The organism is Desulfosarcina cetonica JCM 12296, assembly GCF_001311845.1.
In the GTDB taxonomy this organism is placed as follows: Bacteria; Desulfobacterota; Desulfobacteria; order Desulfobacterales; family Desulfosarcinaceae; genus Desulfosarcina; species Desulfosarcina cetonica.
Map to the genome: position 1 here is coordinate 1 of NZ_BBCC01000158.1, position 15,516 is coordinate 15,516.

The window sequence follows — 15,516 nt, forward strand, 5'->3', positions numbered from 1 at the left end:
CGTTTCCACTTCCTTTATATTGTTTGTCTTCGTTCATGGCGGCCGTCAAGGGGCTTTTCGCCATTACCTTGTCCAATCCAAAAACGGGGTGACCAGATCGAAAAACACGTGATTCCAACATGGTACGAAATACTGAATGATATGAAAACTAAGAAAAGCCACTGTATTTACGTCGTAGTTATAAAAAAGCTATATAATAGCTTAACGAACAATTAGGCCAAATGGATCAGCGTGTCAATAAAAAAACCCAAATTGTATGAAATATCTTAAGCCGCCGATTCTTGCGCCGAGGGTGCTTGCGGTTCGGCCCGGGTATCGGCGGGAATCCCTGCTTTTTCGAGATGTTCAGCCACATCGTCCAGATCCGCATCCAGTTCCATTTCCGGCAACCTTATCCCTTGCGGGGAAACATCCGTGCTCAGGCGGTCACCAGAAATTAGGCTGACTTCCTGAGAAGTCGCTGTTTTTACGAAACCGTCATATTGTGAACCATCTCCATTCCTCCCCGCCCCTTGGGTCGACGAAAACCGATTTGTGCCGATTGCCCTCAATTTGACGGATCCCCTGCTAAATGAAGCTGTTGGACGAGAGAAGCGTTTGCCAGGATTCTTCTTTGTAAGAATTTAATGGGATTGTATGCAAAAATTGTTTGACAGATATGTCAGGTCTGATATAACGATGATCTATATAGAGCTCAACTTTTCTCCATGTAGATCTCCGGCATAGAACTTATTATTTTTTCTACGTAAACTTCGGCGCCTTTCGATGCTCTCATTCGATGGCGTTGGGACGGTCAACAGGTTCGGGATTAAAACTCGCGAGGATGGCAACATAACGGAGGGTTAGGTATGCGTTACGCAGAAACGGGGTATAATTTAGAAGTCGATTTGGCCACGGGAAACATCGAACGGGTTCAAACGGATCCGAAGCTGGCGGAAACACTTCTCGGCGGCTTGGGCACCTGTTTGAAAATTATGTGGGACCGGACCACTCCGGAAACGCACGCGTTTGATCCGGAGAATCCCCTCATTATCAGTAGCGGGCTTATGGCCGGCACACCGGCGTTCAGTTCCAACCGCACCCTGATTGTCACCCTTTCTCCGAAAACAAACCTTTTGGCGTATCCCATGGGGGGGGATTCTTTGCTCCGGAACTCAAATATGCGGGCTATGACAAAATCATCTTTACCGGCAAATCGCCCAAGTGGGTTTATCTGTGGGTACACAACGACAAGGTGGAAATTCGGGACGCGGAGCATCTCAGGGGAACAGGCGCCATCGAGGTTCAGGATCTCATTCGCGAAGAACTCAATGAACCCAATGCCCAGGTTGCCGCGATCGGTCCTGCCGGAGAATTGAAGTCCTATATCGCCACCGTCGAGATGGGCCGCGGCAGCGCCAGCCGCATGGGGGCCGCCGCCGTGTGGGGGGACAAGAAGATCAAGGCCGTTGCGGTCCGCGGAACCAAAGACATCAATCTGGCCGATGGCAAGGCATTTATGGAAGCGTTGAAGGAAATGCGTGAGTTTGTGGACGAGCGCAATCACAACCGTCTTTCCAACAAGTATATCATGGATATTCATACCGGCGTGGGCTCGCCCCAGGCCATGGAGGTCGTGGATGAGAGTTGGCACACGGGCGGGTTTGCGTGGGGAAATGCCCGTTACCGCAAAAAAGACTTCTGGACCGATGAACTCGAAGACGCCTGGACCCATATTCAATACGGCGCGATCCAGCGGTTTATCAGCTGTTTTGCCTGCACGCAGCAATGCGGGGCCCTGATCTGGCATGAAGAGGACCCCCCCTACATGGCCAAGTGCTACTCCAAGCTTTCCTATCTGTTCGGGTCCGAGACCGAGGATCAGCACTTCTCCTGGAAAATCCTTTCGCGATCCTTCCGCTATGGCGTGGATTCCTTTTCGACCCCGCAGACGCTGGCGATGGCCGTGGAAATGCGAAGAGACGGCGTCCTGAAGGAAGAAGATTTCGCCGCAACCGATGAGTATCCGGCCTGCCCGCCACCGGAGGACAAGCAGGGGGTTTTCCTGTGGATTCTGGACCGGATCGGTAAAGGACAGGGAATCGGCAAGATATTTGCTCTGGGAACCAAGGCGGCGGCCGAAAAGATCGGCGTCAATCCGGAGCACTACGCGCACAACGTCACCAAAGGGGAAGAGCAGATGAATGTCAAACTCGGCATGCTCGATCCCATGTATTTTCTCATGTTTGCCACCAATGAGAAACAGAGTGTTCCCCAGATCGAGGGAAACTGGACCCAGGATGCGTTCAAGGATGTGAAGGACCGTGAGGAATTTGTCAAGGATTGGATCCACCTGCCCCATGAACGCTTCAAGCAGTATTTTCTGGATTGGGAGCCCAAGAGCCGCGCGGGTGGAAAATTCATGAACCCCGAGTATCCGACACCGGAGATTGCTTCCGATATTGTGGACTGGATGGAGGAAATCCACAACTACGACGACTCCCTGGGGATTTGTTGCGGCATGGGCGGATTTTGCCTGAAGCCGGCCTATCATGTGCACAATTACTACAAATTCGTTTCATCGGCGGCCGGGATCGATGTGGATCAATACGGGCTCAGGAAGATTATTCACCGGAGCCGGAATCTGCACCGGGCCTTCCAAATGAGACGGGGCATGACCCGGGCCGACGACGCGCCTCCGGCGGATCACTGGCGGCACCGTTTCCCCGAACTCGAGGAAAAACTCCTGACGACCTATTACAACTTCAAGGGCTGGAACGATGACGGGGTACCGACACGCATTCGCCTTGAGGAACTGGATCTGGGTTACGTCGCCGATGAACTGGAGGAACTGGGCGTTCTGAAAAAGATCGACGCGACGGATGAAGATAAAAAACAGTGGGAGAGCCACCGGCAGGAGTATTGGGGATATTAGGCCCATTGTTAAAAAACTGCGTATCTATCACTAATTTTAACATTCAAGGGTCTTATCCAGCCAATCTGGGATAGATAATCGGTAAGGAGCTTAAAATGGCCAAGATAAAGAAAACGATACGAAAAATCCACGTCAGGGCGGATCTGTGCAACGGCTGCCGGCTTTGCGAAATCATGTGCTCGGCGGCGCATTCCACGCCGAAATACAACACGATCAACCCGGCCAGGTCCCGTATCCAGATCATTCGTGATCCCCTGAAAGACATCTGGCTGCCGGTATTCGCCGGAGAGTATACACCGGCCGAATGCAGCGGACGCATCGACTACGAGATCGACAACAAAACCTATGGCGAATGCGCGTTCTGCCGGGCCGTATGCCCCTCCCGCGGTCGTTTTGTCGAACCGGATTCCGGTCTGCCGCTGGGATGCGACATGTGCCAGAGCGATCCGGATCTGAAAACGCCGGCCTGCGTGGACTGGTGCATCCGTGACGTTCTCACCTACGAGGAACGGGAAGTGGAAGTCGAGGAAGAGGACGTGAAACTGGACGAGATGAAAGTCGGCCTGGAGGCTTTGGCAAACCGGTACGGATTGAATGAAATTCAAGATGCCGTTGCCAGAATGTCTCAAAAAGCGTGAATGCCTAAACAGGGAGAAATCCTTTGGAAACTGTAGCGCCTTTCAAGGAAGTCATTGAAGAGATAAAGGAAAACGGCGGCGACGCCTTCAAAATGTGCTTTCAATGCGGTTTATGCGACAGCGTTTGCCCCTGGAACCGGTTCAGAGACTTTTCCATGCGCAAATTGGTCCGGGAGCCACGTTCGGATTGACCGAGATCGACGGTGAAGATCTGTGGCTCTGCACCACCTGCGGAAGATGTCCCGAGCGCTGCCCGAGAGACGTCAAACAAATCGAATCCGGCGTGGCCTTGAGACGGATGGCCAACCTGTACGATGTCTATCCCAAGACGGCAAAACCCTTGCGCAGCATCCGGGGAAGCCTGATCAGCGAAGGCAATTCCCTGAGCGGTGAGCGGGGCAAACGGGGCGCCTGGGCAGACGGTATGGCCGTCCCAGCATTTTCCGCGGATATGGAAATTCTCTATTATCCGGGCTGTTATCCCAGCTTCGACCCACGCATGAAAAAAGTTGCCCGCGCCACTGCCGACATTTTGAACAAAGCCGGCGTGAATTTCGGGATATTGGGTGAAAAGGAAAGCTGTTGCGGTGAAAGCATCCGCAAGACCGGTGCCGAAGAACTGTTCGTCAAACTGGCCAAGGACAACATCAAAACCTTTATCGACCAGGGTGTGAAGAAGATTCTCGTATCCTCGCCGCATTGCTACCATACCTTTAAAAACGAATATCCGGATTTCATGGTCCACTTCGAGATCGTCCATATTTCCCAGTATTTGTTCGAACTGGTCAAGGCCGGCAGGCTCGACATCAGCAAGGCCTATGAGAAAAAGATCGCCTACCACGACCCCTGCTATCTGGGCCGGCACAACAAGATCTTCGACGAACCCCGCGAGGTGCTGAAAAGTGTGCCGGGGATTGAATTCCTCGAATTGAGCGAATCCCGCATGGAGAGCCTGTGCTGCGGCGGCGGCGGCGGACGCGTCTGGATGGAAACGGAGAAGGATGAACGGTTCGGTGCCCTGCGGCTGCAACAGGCCCTGGATACCGGCGCCGAAGAACTGGTGACCTGCTGCCCGTACTGTATCACCATGTTCGAAGACAGTCGGATCACCATGGAAATCGAGGACAAGATCGTTATCAAAGACATTACCGAAATCATACAGGCCGTTATTTGATCTCCGGCCGGAACCGGCCGACTTTTCTGCTGAGGGTCTGCGACCGACGTCGCCGGACCTGCCGGGAAAGGGAACACAAAACGGGTGAGGTGATAGAAAGTGGACACTGAACGGATTCAAAATTTAAAGGAAGGCCTTGCAGACGGCGATTTCGGAGACGTCATGGTCGTCGGTGGCGGCATCAGCGGCATTCAGGCATCGCTGGATCTCGCCACGGCAGGCTTCAAGGTGTACCTTGTCGACAAATCCCCGACCATCGGTGGGCACATGTCGCAGCTGGACAAGACGTTTCCCACCAACGACTGCTCCATGTGTATCGAGTCACCGAAATTCATCGAGTGCAACCGCCATCCCAATATCGAAATCTTGACCTACACGGAAATCGCCGGGGTCGAGGGGGAAGCCGGAAACTTCAGCGTCACCCTGGTGAAAAAACCACGGTATATCGATGAGAACAAATGCACGGGATGTACTGCCTGCGTGGAGTATTGCCCCATCAACTATCCGGACCCGTTCAACCAGAACATCTCGGACAACAAGGCCATCCACATTTTCTTCGCCCAGGCCGTTCCCCTGGTGACCTATATCGACGATACCTGCCTGTATCTGAAAGAGGGGAAATGCCGGCTCTGCGAAAGAATCTGTACGGCCGACGCCATTGATTTCCTGCAAAAGCCGGAAAAGACCACCGTCAAGGTCGGCGCGGTGATCCTTTCTCCGGGCATCGATGCCTTCGATCCGCGGGTGCAAGCCGAATACCGCTACGGCACCTTTGCCAACGTGGTCACGTCATTGGATTACGAGCGTCTGCTGTGCGCCACGGGGCCCTATGAGGGCGAAATTCTGCGCGCCACCGACAAAAAACATCCCCACAACATCGCCTGGATCCAGTGCGTGGGATCACGGCGGGTAACGCCGGGGGAAAACAGCTACTGCTCCGGAGTCTGCTGTACCTACACCCAAAAGCAGGTGATCCTGACCAAGGACCACGACGCGGATGCCAAATGCACGATCTTCCACAACGACATCCGATCCTTCGGCAAGGACTTCGAACGCTTTTACCAGCGCACGGCCGCTCTGCCCGATGTCCACTTCATTCGCAGCTACGCCAACATCGTCCGGGAGGATTCGGCGACGGGCAACATCACCGTCCGCTACTCCACCCCCAATGATGGCGTCAAGGAAGAAGAATTCGACATGGTGGTGCTCTCCGTGGGGCTGACTCCACCGGCGGGCATGAAGGATCTGGCGAAAATGTTCGGCGTCGAGCTCAATGCCCACGGCTTCTGCCAGACCAACCCCACCAATCCCATGCAAAGCTCCCGCAAAGGGGTTTTCATCAGCGGTGCCTTCGCCGGCCCCATGGATATTCCCGAGTCGGTTTTGAGCGCCAGTGGCGCGGGCTCCCTGTGCGGGGAACTGCTGGACTATCAACGCGGTGAACTGGCCCGCAGCCGGGTTTATCCCCTCGAGCGGGACGTGATGGCCGAGGAGCCGCGCGTGGGTGTCTACGTGTGCCATTGCGGCGCCAATATCGGGCGGGTGGTCGGCATTCCGTCCACGGTGGAATACGCGCTCTCACTCCCCAACGTGGTGCATGCCGAGGACAGCCTCTTCATCTGCTCCACCGAGGCCGCCCAGCGACTGGCCGACTCCATAAAGGAAAAGGGGCTGAACCGCGTAGTGGTCGCCGCCTGTACGCCGCGAACCCACGAACCTTGTTCCGGGACACCTTGCGTGAGGCCGGCATCAACCAGTATTTTTTCGAATTTGCCAATATCCGGGAACATTGTTCCTGGGTGCATTCCAAGGAAACCGAAGCCGCCACCCAAAAGGCCAAGGACCTGATCCGCATGTCGGTGGCGCGTGCCTGCTGCCTGGAACCGCTTCAGGAGTTCTCACTGCCCGTGGACAAGAACGCCCTGGTCGTGGGCGGCGGGGTTGCCGGCATGACCGCGGCCCTCTCCCTGGCCAATCAGCGCCACGACGTCTACCTGGTCGAAAAGGAAAAACAGCTGGGCGGCATGGCCCGGCGGATTCATTCCACCTTGGAAGGCATGGACGTGCAGGCTTACTTGAACGATCTCATGCACAAGGTCTACCAGCATCCGCTGGTCCATGTGTACACGGAGGCCGCCATCGTCGACGCCGAAGGGTATGTGGGCAATTTTACCACGAAGGTACGTTCCAAACGGGGCTTGACCGAAATCAAGCACGGCGCGGCGATCATCGCCATCGGCGCCGAGGAACATCGCCCCACCGAATACCTGTATGGTGAGGACGAACGTGTCATGACCCAGCTGGAGCTGGAAGAGCGCATCGCCGCAGACGATACGGCCATCACCGACGCCCAAAGCCTGGTCATGATCCAGTGCGTGGGATGCCGCAACGAAGACCGCAATTACTGCAGCCGGATTTGTTGCAGCCATGCCGTCAAAAACGCCCTGACGCTAAAAGAACAAAATCCGAGCATGGATATCTACGTTCTTTTCCGGGATATGCGAACCTACCGGTTTGCCGAGGACTATTACCGCAAGGCATCGGAAAACAACGTCAAGTTTATCCGCTACGAGCCGGAAGACGCCCCCGTGGTGGAAGCGGCCGACGGGGAAGATCGGCCCGTTTTGCGGGTGACGGCCACCGATTATATCCTGGGACGCAAAATCGAGTTGGATGCCGATCTTCTCGTCCTGTCGGCGGCCACCGTCCCGGCGTCCACCAGCGACGAAGTCTCGCGTCAGTTCAAGGTCACCCTGGGGCCGGACGGGTTCTTCACCGAAGCCCATGTCAAGCTGCGGCCGGTGGATTTTGCGGCCGAAGGTATTTTTCTGTGCGGCACGGCCCATTACCCGAAACACATCGGCGAAACCATCAGCCAGGCCTACGGTGCCGCCGGCCGCGCGGCGGGTTTGTTGTCCCAGGATTCGTTGATCGCCTCCGGGTCGGTCTGCCAGGTGGAGGAAAGCATGTGCGTCTCCTGCGGGGCCTGCATTTCGGCGTGCTCCTACGGCGCCATCGACTTTCACGAAAACGCCCAGGGCTATCGTGCGGCCAGGGTCAATCCCGTTTTGTGCAAGGGAGACGGACTGTGCAATGCCAAATGTCCGACCGGGGCCATTCAGTTGAAACATTTTACCGACAAGGAAATTGTTCGCCAACTCGACGCGGAAATTCCGGATCCGAAAATATTGGCAACGGCATAGAACAAACCGGCTAAGAGCCTGTTTGATAAATCTGTCTAAGACCCGCTAACGGCGTTGGAACGTGTCTCAAAATGCTCACATATTACGTATATGCTCCGCTTTTGAGCCACCTTCCGCCTTGTTATCGGACCTGATCCAAACTTCTCAAGCAGGCTCTTAAGGAGGAAAAGGCAATGGAAGGAGAAGGTGCATTCAAACCAAGGGTCGTGGGGTTTCTGTGCAATTGGTGTTGCTATGGCGGCGCGGATCTTTGCGGTGTCTCCCGATTTCAGTACCCGCCCTACATCCGGGTGATCCGGGTGATGTGCTCCGGCAGGGTCGATCCGGCATTCGTGCTTAAGGCCTTTGCCAACGGCGTCGACGGGGTGTTTATCGGCGGCTGCCACATCAACGACTGCCACTATAACACGGAAGGCAATTACGACGCCTACGGTATGGCCAGCATCGTAAAAAAATTGCTGGAGCAAATCGGCCTGGACCAGAATCGGTTGCGCCTGGAATGGGTATCGGCCGGTGAGGGCATCCGGTTTGCGGAGGTGATGAACGATTTTTCGGCAAAACTGAAAAAGATGGGGCCCATCGGAAAGAGCGAAGGCGTGCCTGACGATGTGCTGAAAAGGCGGCTTGAAGCAGCCATGCAGATGGTTCCCTACATCAAGCTGGTGGAACGGGAGCGGTTGCATAGCAACCTGCGAACCGAAGAAGCCTACGAGAAGTTTTACGCCAGCGAAGAATGCGACCGGCTGTTTAAAGAGCTGATTACCGACAAACTGGAAATCAGCCAGATGATCGCGCTCTTGCGGGAAAAACCGCGTACACCGGTGAGCTTGCCGAGTTGTTGGGGTTGTCGCGTCGGATATTGCCAGGCATGCCAACATTTCGGCGCGGCAGGGGTTGTGCCGGTTCGATGAAAGCACAAACCGGGTTGCCGCCGCCTATTATGCCAAAGATGACCCGGGCAACCCGTCACTGGCCGATACGGTCCGGCCCGCGGCGCTGGAAAATGATAAGATCGAGTCAATCATTGCTAAATACGAGGGCAAGCCCGGTGCGCTGATTCACGTTTTGATGGAAGTCCAGAGCGAAAACCACTGGCTGCCCAAGGAGATCTTGAGCGCCATCAGCGACCGGCTGAACGTTCCCTTGAGCCGGGTGATGCAGGTGGCCTCGTTTTACAAGACCTTCAGCCTGACGCCCAAGGGCCGCCATCGCATCCATGTGTGCAATGGCACCTCCTGTCATCTCCGGGGCGCGGGCGAACTTTTGAATTCGGTTCAGGAGCTGGTGGGCGTCAAAGCCGGAGAAGTGGACGCGGACGCCAGATTCAGCCTGGAGACCGGCTGTTGTCTGGGGTCCTGTACGCTGGGGCCGGAGATGATCGTGGATGGCGAACACCATGGCAGGCTTTCTTCTGACAGAGCGGAAGAAGTGCTGAAAAATTACGCATAAGGAATGACCATGCAACGAATAAATTCAGCTGCTGAGTTGGATGCAAGAAGAAAAGAGATACTGTCCGGAAAAGACCCCGACAAGCCGGCCATCGCGGTTTGTTCCGGTGCGGGGTGTGCGGGCTTGAGCAACGGCCGGGTGATCGCGGCCCTTGAGAAGGAACTGGACGCCCAGGGGCTGGCGGACAAGGTGGACCTTCGCGCCACCGGATGCCATGGCCTTTGTGAGCTGGGTCCCAATGTGGTCATCTATCCGGAAGAGATCTACTACACCCAGGTGAAACCGGAAGACGTTGCCGACATCGTCAAGGAAACCGTTCTTGGCAAAAAGGTGGTCGATCGCCTGGTCTATACCGATCCGGCCAGCGGTGAAAAAGCGGTGCATCTGAACGAAATTCCGTTTTACAAATACCAGAACCGGAACCTGATCGGCAACAATACGCGGATCGATCCGTCTAGCATCGACGACTACATCGGGATCGGCGGATATGCGGCGCTGGCCAAGGCGCTCTTTGAAATGAAGCCCGAAGCGGTGCTGGATGAGGTCAAAACGGCCAACCTGCGCGGACGCGGCGGTGGCGGATTTCCCGCCGGTCTGAAGTGGGAAACGACCCGCAATGCGGAGGCGCAAGAGAAGTACGTGATTGTCAACGGCCATGAGGGCGAGCCGGGCGCATTCATGGACCGGGCCGTTTTCACGGGCAATCCGCATCTGGTGATCGAGGGGCTGATCATCGGTGCCTACGCCATCGGCGCCATCAGGGATTCATCTACACCCGCCATGACTCAAAGCTGTTGAAGCAGAATATCGACCGGGCCCTGGAGCAGGCCAGGCAAAACGGCCTTTTGGGAGAAAACATTCTTGGCTCCGGCTTTGATTTCGATGTGGAGGTCCATTATGACGTGGGCATTTTCGTTTCCGGTGAATCCAGCGCCTGATGCGCTCCATTGAAGGCCGGAATCCGGAGCCGCGGCCCAAGTACATCCGCACATCGGTCAGCGGCATCTGGGACAAGCCCAGTAATCTGAACAATGTGGAAACTTGGGCCAACGTGCCGCAGATCATTACAAAGGGCGCCGCGTGGTACGCCGGGATCGGCACGGAGCGCAGCAAGGGAACCAAAATGATTTCGCTCTCCGGCAACGTCGTCAACTCCGGTGTGGTGGAGGTGCCTTTCGGTACCACGCTGCGGCAGATCGTCTTTGATATCGGCGGCGGCATTCCCGGTGGTAAAAAGCTCAAGGCGCTTCACTTCGGCGGCGCATGGGCGGATCCATCCCCGAAAGCCTCATCGACACGCCACTGGATTTTGACGCGTTAAAAAAGGTGGGGGCGCCCATGGGTGCCGGCGCGCTCATGGTGATGGACGAAGATACGGACATGGTCGAGATGGCCAAATTCTTCCTCACCTTTCTCACCAATGAATCTTGCGGCAAATGCGTGCCCTGCCGCGAGGGCATCCGGCAACTGCTCAAGATTCTGGCGGACATCTGCGATGGGAAGGGGAAAAAAGGCGACATCGAGGTCATGGAGGAGATTGCCGAGGTGATGAGTGCGGCGTCCTTGTGCTCCTTGGGCAAAACCGCCACCGATCCGCTTCGCGGTACCCTGAAGTATTTCAGGGAGGAATACGAGGCGAATATTCACTAGCAAAGCGATAGAGGGTAGAACGATGGGTGACATAACATTGGAAATCGACGGCAAAAGCGTCGTGGCAAAAGAGGGAACCACCGTTTTGGAGGCTGCGCGCAGCGCGGATATCTTCATTCCCACGCTTTGCCACAACGAAATGCTGGAACCGTACGGCGGATGCCGACTGTGCACGGTGGAAGTGGAAAGCCGTGGCCGCAAAAAACTAGTGGTTAGCTGTTTGTACCCGGTGGAACCGGACCTTGTTGTCCGGACACGCACGGAAATGGTGGACAAGGTTCGCAAGTTGATCCTGGAATTTTTGCTCGCCCACGCACCGGATTCCGTACCCATGAATGCGTTGGCCGCCGAATACGGGGCGAAAAAGGACCGCTTCGCAAAGGAAGCGTCGTTCTGCATCCTGTGCGGCTTGTGCGTGAGATACTGTGCCGAGGTCAAAAAAAGAAACGTCATCGGATTCGTGGATCAGGGTGCCAAACGGGAGATCAACTTCATTCCCGAGCTGGCCGGTCAATACTGCTGGGACTGCAAGGAATGTTTTCCGCTGTGCCCGACCTCATATCTGCAGGCCGCTTATCATTTGACCCACGCTATCGCGTTTCCGTCGCTTCCACTGGAGAAAGCCTCGATAGGTGTATAACACGGGCAGGGGGCGCTTTGTCTTTCCCGCCCCCTCGAAGCGTCGGATAAACAGCGATTCGAATCGTTACAGGAGGTGACCCATGGCGGTCATATTTTCCGCCCGCGAGATTGCCGCGGCGGCGGTTGAAAAAGAAAAGATGCGCAGGGCCTTTTACCAGTCCGTGGCCGATCTGACCCCGGACGAAAAACTCAAGGCGCTTTTTACCTTCCTCAAATCGGAAGAAGACAACCACGTCCATGAATTTGAACAGATTCGGGACCATCTTCCCGAGGATAAGGAACACCCGGAAGAGTATGTCGACGAGATGGAAGCCTATATGGACTCGGTCATTGACGACCGGCTCTATGCCGACATCGATTCCGAAGCGTTTGTCCGAAAGGCCCTTGGCGAGGGCAACGCGCTGGATCTGGCCATCGGCTTTGAAAAGGATGCGATCCTTTATTTCCGCGAATTCCTTCCCTTTTTGAATGATTCCGACCGCAAGATCGTCGAGAAGCTGATCGAGGAGGAAAAGGGCCATATCCGCAAACTGGCGGAGATGAAAAAGCAGATGGCCGGATAGATGCTTTACCGGAAACATCCACAAAGCGTTCCCAACGGATTCCGGTTCGTGGAGCCATCGCTATCCAGCGGTGGCGCCTCCGGAAGAAGTGCCAAACCGGAACAGGACGGACCGGAAACGCTTTCCTTCGGCCTGAAGGAGGCGCTACGGCTAACCCTTGAGACCATCCGCCCGCTTCCCGCCGAAAAGGTCCCCTTGGTGGAAAGCGTGGGCCGGATTGGGGCGGCCGATCTTTTCTCGCTGGTGGACTCGCCGGCCATGGATTCCTCCCGCAAGGACGGCTTTGCAGTGGCTTCCATGGATATTGCGTCGGCCTCGGACCAAAATCCGGTGCCGTTACGGGTTTCAGGCGCCTTGGCGGCCGGCGATGCGGGCGATCTTGCACTTCGCTCCGGCACCACCGTCCGGGTACTTACCGGCGCCCGGATTCCCCCCGGCGCCGATGCGGTGGTGGCCGAAGAATACGTGGTCCGCAAGGGAGATACCATTTTTTCGGATCACCGATCCGGCCCGGCAAGAATGTCCTGTTCCGTGGCAGCGATATCTCGATGGCGCATCGTATTGTGGGTTCGGGGCAGTTGATCACCCCGCTGATCACCGGCCTGCTGGCCGCGGGTGGATACAGCGCGGTTCCGGTGCGCAAAACCCCCACGGTGGGCATTGTGGGAACCGGCGATGAAATCATCAAGCCGGGCACGCCTTTAAAAGAAGGCCAGCTGTATGCCAGCAATATCGTCACCCTGGCGGGCTGGTGCAAAAAACACGCAATGCCCTCTCGCATGACCACGGTCAAGGACGATTACAACGCATTGTACGATACCCTCAAGGCGCTTTCGGAAGAAACCGACGCCCTGATCACCTCCGGCGGCGCATGGATGGGCGACCGTGATTTCGTTGCCCAGGCCCTTGATGAACTGGGCTGGCAAAAAATGTTTCACCGGATCCGCATGGGCCCCGGTAAAGCCGTGGGTTTCGGCATGCTGGGCAACAAACCCGTATTCGTCCTGGCCGGCGGACCGCCATCCAACCTGATGGGCTTTCTCCAGATCGCCCTGCCCGGACTTCAGGCCCTTTGCGGCCATGCCGAACCGAAACTACCCACCCTCACCGCCCGGCTGGCCCGGGATATCAAGGACGGCAAAAAAGACTGGTCGGATTGTTATTACGGGAAACTTGAGGCGGGAAGCGATTTGCCGCTCTTTCATCCCATGAAAAAACGCATCCGCCTGGCTGGCATTACCAAAGCGACGGCCGTGGTCTGTATACCTGAGGGAAAGGAAAGGCTCCTGGCCGGTTCGGTGATTGCCGTACAGAGAATCCCCTGATTTTTGGCAATCAGGTAAAAACGAAGAAGTAAAAAACCACAAAAGGGTCAAGGGGAAGACTTGACCCTTTTTGCTTTATGCGAAACGCCCGCTACAATTTGAAATAACCTCCGTTTCTAAATACGCTGACCACTGATCGCTTTGAATTTAAGAGCTGACCTTTACTTTCTATTTTAAAATACCGTATGGCTCTACTCAATCTGTCAACCACTGATTCGCTACAAGAAACGAAGTTTGTTCCATCCCGCAGAAATAGATTATAGAATTTATCTCCTTTTTCCGTACAGTAATCTAGCTCCTTGGTAACCCATTCACTATTTTTCTCATTAAAAGTAAAAGACATGGAAAACCTCCTTTTTGCATATACGGTATCATCCAAATCAAAATAAATTATCCATCCCCACGCACCAAGCGGGACGGCCATCAACAAGTGTTTTCAATGAAACTCAGAACATTGATTGCCGATGTTACAATCTTTTTTTTCTATATATAAAGAAGTAAGCAGTGAAAGTAAATACCAAACAACTTCAACATACATATTTTTGCTCTTCTTGGCAAGTTAAACATTCGAATCCCAGCAATTCTCAATGAATGTCTAACTTTTTTTTTTGGAAGTCAAATATCGACTGAAAATTGATGGAATTGACCAGCTATAGATAATAGATTTTCCCGTCTTTTAATAAGGCGAAATAGTAAAATCTGTTAAAACTCTGCAACGGGGTTTTTATCACGACCCTGTCCGGCAGCCTAAGGGTCGCATTTTAAATATTAATCCGCACGATTTGATATCAGGATCAACGTGCAACCCTACCGGTAAACAGATGGATCAGGCGATCCCCGTCAGCGTCGTTTGGATACACGTTTGCCCCTTCCCAGCCGACCAGCACATCGGGATCATTGACCACCATCACCGGGCAGGCGGCGCGGTAGCCGACGCGTTCGACCACACTCCCCGGATACCATTTCCCCGCGGCCTCCTTGGTGTGGGAGCCCATGACGATCAGATCGATCCCCGATTCGGCGGCGCATTTGAGAATTTCGATATGGGGCATGGCCCCGGCACAAACGCGGTATTGATGGGCAATGCCGTCCAGATAGGGTTTGGCGAGGGCCTCCAGGCGTTTTTGGGCACTTTCGGCGTCGGTGGTGTAGTCCGCGTGGGTGTATTTGGGATAGGGGGGCACGGGGAGCATGTGCATGATCACCATTTGGCTGTCGTGAACCGCGGCCAGACGCGCGGCAAAGCAGATGGCGCATTCACAGGCGCGCGAAAAATCGATCGGAACCAGAATCTGGCGGAAGGCCAATTGCTCCGCTGCGGCCGGTCGGTTGACCACCATCACCGGGCAGGTCTCACGGGTGATGACATTCTCCACCGTCGAACCGACCCGCCCGGCGGTGCGCACCACACCCTTTTCTTCGGCACGACTCGAATGCGGGCCCAAAACAATCAAGTCGGCCTGGACCGTCTTGGCCGTGTAGAGGATCATCTCCCACGGAAAACCGGCCGTCACGCCGATCTCATGCTCGATTCCCGTCAACGGTTCCGCGTAGGTCTTCTCTATGGCCTGGCTGACCTCGGCTTCATACGCCGGGTCGGCTTCCAGTTCCACGCCGGTCATGAAGTGGCGTACCTGGCGGCGGTTTTCGGTTGACGCGGATTCCATGACGTGAAGCAGGAACAGCCGGCTGCCTTTTTGGCGGGCCAGAGCGATAGCCGACAGTACAGGGGCGTCAGGGGTGGAAACGATATCCGTCGCGACCACGATTTGTTTAAACATGCGGTCCTCCTTGTTGGTTGAGGTGATTCCACAGCGGATCGGCCAGCATGATCCGGCGCAAACAGGTATCCACGGGCTGGCCGGTGTCCACGACGATATGTCGGGCGTCATCCGTGGGTTCGATGGGGGCGAAACGTTTTTTTGAAGGCTTCCAGATGAATCAGACGGGCGTCGGAG

At 55.4% G+C, this 15,516-nt stretch carries 16 protein-coding genes and 1 pseudogene; 16 read left to right on the forward strand and 1 reads right to left on the reverse strand.

All coding sequences use genetic code 11. The annotated features are described in order from the left end of the window. Window positions 1-848: 848 nt before the first annotated feature. From JCM12296_RS45655 to JCM12296_RS25700, 16 genes and pseudogenes are all read left to right on the forward strand, one after another. Window positions 849-1,405 (forward strand): annotated as a pseudogene (locus JCM12296_RS45655) (aldehyde ferredoxin oxidoreductase N-terminal domain-containing protein); the annotation flags it as partial. Window positions 1,406-1,570: 165 nt separating this feature from the next. Continuing rightward, a complete protein-coding gene (locus JCM12296_RS25650; RefSeq protein ID WP_246804874.1) occupies window positions 1,571-2,914 on the forward strand; it encodes an aldehyde ferredoxin oxidoreductase C-terminal domain-containing protein in 1,344 nt (447 codons plus the stop codon). 95 nt (window positions 2,915-3,009) lie between these two features. Then, a complete protein-coding gene (locus tag JCM12296_RS25655; protein WP_054699240.1) occupies window positions 3,010-3,552 on the forward strand; it encodes a 4Fe-4S dicluster domain-containing protein in 543 nt (180 codons plus the stop codon). 187 nt (window positions 3,553-3,739) lie between these two features. After that, window positions 3,740-4,726: a (Fe-S)-binding protein gene (locus JCM12296_RS25660; protein WP_246804865.1), complete on the forward strand. Its 987-nt coding sequence runs from the start codon at window positions 3,740-3,742 to the stop codon at window positions 4,724-4,726. A gap of 99 nt (window positions 4,727-4,825) precedes the next feature. Continuing rightward, complete coding sequence (locus JCM12296_RS51570; RefSeq protein WP_246804866.1) at window positions 4,826-6,574, forward strand: FAD-dependent oxidoreductase; 1,749 nt, start codon at window positions 4,826-4,828, stop codon at window positions 6,572-6,574. Beyond that, window positions 6,526-7,929: an FAD-dependent oxidoreductase gene (locus tag JCM12296_RS51575; protein ID WP_246804868.1), complete on the forward strand. Its 1,404-nt coding sequence runs from the start codon at window positions 6,526-6,528 to the stop codon at window positions 7,927-7,929. Before JCM12296_RS51570 ends, JCM12296_RS51575 begins: the two co-directional genes overlap by 49 nt. A 173-nt stretch (window positions 7,930-8,102) precedes the next feature. Continuing rightward, on the forward strand, window positions 8,103-8,840 hold the full coding sequence (locus JCM12296_RS25670) for a hydrogenase iron-sulfur subunit (RefSeq protein ID WP_246804870.1): 738 nt from the start codon (window positions 8,103-8,105) through the stop codon (window positions 8,838-8,840). After that, complete coding sequence (locus JCM12296_RS25675; protein ID WP_246804872.1) at window positions 8,824-9,378, forward strand: NADH-quinone oxidoreductase subunit NuoE family protein; 555 nt, start codon at window positions 8,824-8,826, stop codon at window positions 9,376-9,378. Before JCM12296_RS25670 ends, JCM12296_RS25675 begins: the two co-directional genes overlap by 17 nt. A 9-nt stretch (window positions 9,379-9,387) precedes the next feature. Continuing rightward, window positions 9,388-10,176 carry a (2Fe-2S) ferredoxin domain-containing protein gene (locus tag JCM12296_RS42500; RefSeq protein WP_218188274.1) on the forward strand — a complete coding sequence of 263 codons (789 nt, stop codon included), beginning with the start codon at window positions 9,388-9,390 and terminating at the stop codon, window positions 10,174-10,176. After that, the gene (locus JCM12296_RS42505) at window positions 10,173-10,316 is read left to right on the forward strand and encodes a hypothetical protein (protein WP_218188275.1); all 144 of its coding nucleotides are present in this window, start codon (window positions 10,173-10,175) and stop codon (window positions 10,314-10,316) included. The genes JCM12296_RS42500 and JCM12296_RS42505 overlap by 4 nt, the downstream gene beginning before the upstream one ends. Next, on the forward strand, window positions 10,316-10,699 hold the full coding sequence (locus tag JCM12296_RS42510; protein ID WP_218188276.1) for an SLBB domain-containing protein: 384 nt from the start codon (window positions 10,316-10,318) through the stop codon (window positions 10,697-10,699). The genes JCM12296_RS42505 and JCM12296_RS42510 overlap by 1 nt, the downstream gene beginning before the upstream one ends. Continuing rightward, window positions 10,642-11,028, forward strand: a complete 387-nt coding sequence (locus JCM12296_RS42515; protein WP_218188277.1) for an NADH-ubiquinone oxidoreductase-F iron-sulfur binding region domain-containing protein — start codon at window positions 10,642-10,644, stop codon at window positions 11,026-11,028. Before JCM12296_RS42510 ends, JCM12296_RS42515 begins: the two co-directional genes overlap by 58 nt. Window positions 11,029-11,050: 22 nt before the next feature. Then, window positions 11,051-11,668: a 2Fe-2S iron-sulfur cluster-binding protein gene (locus JCM12296_RS25685; protein WP_054699242.1), complete on the forward strand. Its 618-nt coding sequence runs from the start codon at window positions 11,051-11,053 to the stop codon at window positions 11,666-11,668. An 82-nt stretch (window positions 11,669-11,750) separates the two neighbouring features. Beyond that, entirely contained in the window at window positions 11,751-12,233 is a 483-nt protein-coding gene (locus JCM12296_RS25690) for a ferritin-like domain-containing protein (RefSeq protein ID WP_054699244.1), read from the forward strand. Next, a complete protein-coding gene (locus JCM12296_RS25695; RefSeq protein ID WP_054699246.1) occupies window positions 12,234-12,815 on the forward strand; it encodes a MoeA family protein in 582 nt (193 codons plus the stop codon). Next, on the forward strand, window positions 12,782-13,558 hold the full coding sequence (locus JCM12296_RS25700; RefSeq protein ID WP_083456522.1) for a molybdopterin molybdotransferase MoeA: 777 nt from the start codon (window positions 12,782-12,784) through the stop codon (window positions 13,556-13,558). Before JCM12296_RS25695 ends, JCM12296_RS25700 begins: the two co-directional genes overlap by 34 nt. Window positions 13,559-14,352: 794 nt before the next feature. Here JCM12296_RS25700 and JCM12296_RS25710 read toward each other — a convergent pair. Beyond that, entirely contained in the window at window positions 14,353-15,339 is a 987-nt protein-coding gene (locus tag JCM12296_RS25710; protein WP_054699251.1) for a universal stress protein, read from the reverse strand. Between the last annotated feature and the right edge of the window lie 177 nt (window positions 15,340-15,516).

Bases quoted from the DNA above. Each gene is read 5' to 3' on its own strand.
- JCM12296_RS25650 (WP_246804874.1), top strand. From the start codon at position 1,571: ATGGATATTCATACCGGCGTGGGCTCGCCCCAGGCCATGGAGGTCGTG.
- JCM12296_RS25655 (WP_054699240.1), top strand. From the start codon at position 3,010: ATGGCCAAGATAAAGAAAACGATACGAAAAATCCACGTCAGGGCGGAT.
- JCM12296_RS25670 (WP_246804870.1), top strand. From the start codon at position 8,103: ATGGAAGGAGAAGGTGCATTCAAACCAAGGGTCGTGGGGTTTCTGTGC.
- JCM12296_RS42500 (WP_218188274.1), top strand. From the start codon at position 9,388: ATGCAACGAATAAATTCAGCTGCTGAGTTGGATGCAAGAAGAAAAGAG.
- JCM12296_RS42510 (WP_218188276.1), top strand. From the start codon at position 10,316: ATGCGCTCCATTGAAGGCCGGAATCCGGAGCCGCGGCCCAAGTACATC.
- JCM12296_RS42515 (WP_218188277.1), top strand. From the start codon at position 10,642: ATGGGCGGATCCATCCCCGAAAGCCTCATCGACACGCCACTGGATTTT.
- JCM12296_RS25685 (WP_054699242.1), top strand. From the start codon at position 11,051: ATGGGTGACATAACATTGGAAATCGACGGCAAAAGCGTCGTGGCAAAA.
- JCM12296_RS25690 (WP_054699244.1), top strand. From the start codon at position 11,751: ATGGCGGTCATATTTTCCGCCCGCGAGATTGCCGCGGCGGCGGTTGAA.
- JCM12296_RS25695 (WP_054699246.1), top strand. From the start codon at position 12,234: ATGCTTTACCGGAAACATCCACAAAGCGTTCCCAACGGATTCCGGTTC.
- JCM12296_RS25700 (WP_083456522.1), top strand. From the start codon at position 12,782: ATGGCGCATCGTATTGTGGGTTCGGGGCAGTTGATCACCCCGCTGATC.
- JCM12296_RS25710 (WP_054699251.1), bottom strand. From the start codon at position 15,339: ATGTTTAAACAAATCGTGGTCGCGACGGATATCGTTTCCACCCCTGAC.